Origin of the sequence: Nocardia yamanashiensis NBRC 100130, from assembly GCF_001613325.1 — a bacterium.
Taxonomy (GTDB): domain Bacteria; phylum Actinomycetota; class Actinomycetes; order Mycobacteriales; family Mycobacteriaceae; genus Nocardia; species Nocardia yamanashiensis.
Genome location: NZ_BDCD01000073.1, coordinates 1 through 2,171 on the forward strand (window position 1 = coordinate 1; position 2,171 = coordinate 2,171).

Below are 2,171 nucleotides of genomic sequence, written 5' to 3' on the forward strand. Positions count from 1 at the left end.
TGTCGCGTCCGGTTGAATACTGACCCTCTGATTCCGGGTGAATTCTGACCCACCTGTGAACGATCATGAGGTGTTGAACGTGGAGGACTGGGCGGAGATTCGCCGGTTGCATCGCGCCGAGGGGATGGCGATCCGGGCCATCGCTCGGCAGATGAAGGTCTCGAAGAACACGGTCAAGAAGGCGCTGGCTTCGCATGCGCCGCCGCAGTATCAGCGCAAGCCGGGCGGGTCCGCGGTGGATGAGTTCGAGCCGCAGATCCGCGCGTTGCTGAGCGAGTTCCCGGGCATGCCGACGACGGTGATCATGGAACGTGTTGGCTGGCAACGCGGCCGGACGGTGTTCTTCGAGCGCGTGCAGCAGTTGCGGCCGTTGTTCCAGCCGGTGGACCCGGCCTCGCGCACTGAATATCAGCCCGGCGAGCTCGCCCAATGCGACTTGTGGTTCCCGCCGGTGGATGTTCCGTTGGGCTTCGGCCATGTCGGTCGACCGCCGGTGTTGGTGATGGTGTCGGGCTATTCGAGGATCATCACCGCGACGATGATCCCGACGCGTCAGAGCCCGGACCTGCTTGCCGGGCATTGGGCGTTGATCTCTGGATGGGGTCGTGTTCCGCGAACACTGGTGTGGGACAACGAATCCGCGGTCGGTCAGTGGCGCGGCGGCAAACCGCAGCTGACGGAGACTATGAACGCGTTCCGCGGATCTTTGGGCATCAGGGTGATCCAGTGCCGGCCTCGCGACCCGGAAGCCAAGGGCCTGGTCGAGCGGGCGAACGGCTATTTGGAGACCTCATTCTTGCCTGGCCGAATCTTCACCAGCCCAACCGATTTCAATGCTCAGCTCGCCGACTGGTTGGTCCAGGCCAATCAGCGTCACCATCGCCGGCTGGAGTGTCGTCCGGTCGATCGTTGGGAGGCCGACCGGCGGTCGATGCTCGAGCTGCCGCCGGTGGATCCGGTGGTCGGATGGCGGTTCACCACCCGGCTTCCTCGTGATCATTACGTTCGCCTGGACTCCAACGACTATTCGGTGCATCCGGCCGCGATCGGCCGCCGCGTCGAGGTCCACGCCGATCTCGACCAGGTGGTGATCACCTTGGCCGGCGCCGAGCTTGCTCGCCATCAACGCTGTTGGGCCGATCATCAAACCCTCACCGATCCCGACCACGCGGCTGCGGCCGCCGACCTGCGCAATGCTCGGCGCCTGGTCGCGGTCCCCGCGATCGACACCGACGTCGAGCACCGAAACCTCTCCGACTACGACCGCATGTTCGACCTCGACGAGACGAACAGCAGCGAGGGAATCGCCTGATGGCCACCAAGACCGCAACGAACGGTTCACGCAACGTCACCTCCGAAATCGCCTATCTCGCAAGAGCTCTCAAAGCGCCGACACTCGGCAACGCGGTCGAGCGGCTGGCCGAGCGCGCCCGCGCAGAGAACTGGAGCCACGAAGAATTCCTGGCCGCTTGCCTGCAGCGCGAGGTCTCCGCCCGCGAGTCCCACGGAGGTGAAGGCCGCATCCGCAGTGCTCGGTTTCCGTCGCGGAAGTCGTTGGAGGAGTTCGACTTCGACCACCAACGCTCGCTCAAACGCGACACCATCACCCACCTGGGAACCCTGGACTTCATCACCGCCAAGGAGAACGTCGTGTTCCTGGGCCCACCCGGAACCGGCAAAACACACCTGTCGATCGGACTCGGGATCCGCGCCTGCCAGGCCGGACACCGCGTCGCGTTCGCCACTGCCGCGGAATGGGTCTCGCGGCTGGCCGAGTCTCATCACGCCGGAAAACTGCAGGCAGAGCTGATAAAGCTCGGCCGGATTCCGCTGATCATCGTGGACGAAGTCGGCTACATCCCTTTCGAATCCGAAGCCGCGAACCTGTTCTTCCAGCTCGTCTCGTCCCGCTACGAACGGGCCAGTCTGATCGTCACAAGCAACAAGCCATTCGGGCGATGGGGAGAAGTATTCGGCGACGACGTTGTCGCCGCCGCCATGATCGACCGCCTCGTCCACCACGCCGAGGTCATCTCGATGAAGGGAGACAGCTACCGACTCAAGGACCGAGACCTCGGCCGCGTCCCCGCGGCCAAGACCAACGACTAACCAACCAGGGTGGGTCCGGATTCGACCGAACAGAACGGGTCAGGATTCGACCGACGTTGACA

At 64.0% G+C, this 2,171-nt stretch carries 2 protein-coding genes; both read left to right on the plus strand.

Features of this window, described 5'->3' with window-relative positions; translation table 11 throughout:
* The first annotated feature begins 70 nt into the window (after nt 1–70).
* A complete protein-coding gene (gene istA, locus NY1_RS41615; protein WP_067723599.1) occupies nt 71–1,312 on the plus strand; it encodes an IS21 family transposase in 1,242 nt (413 codons plus the stop codon).
* Nucleotides 1,312–2,109: an IS21-like element helper ATPase IstB gene (istB, locus tag NY1_RS41620; protein WP_067723597.1), complete on the plus strand. Its 798-nt coding sequence runs from the start codon at nt 1,312–1,314 to the stop codon at nt 2,107–2,109. The genes istA and istB overlap by 1 nt, the downstream gene beginning before the upstream one ends.
* Nucleotides 2,110–2,171: the final 62 nt, after the last annotated feature.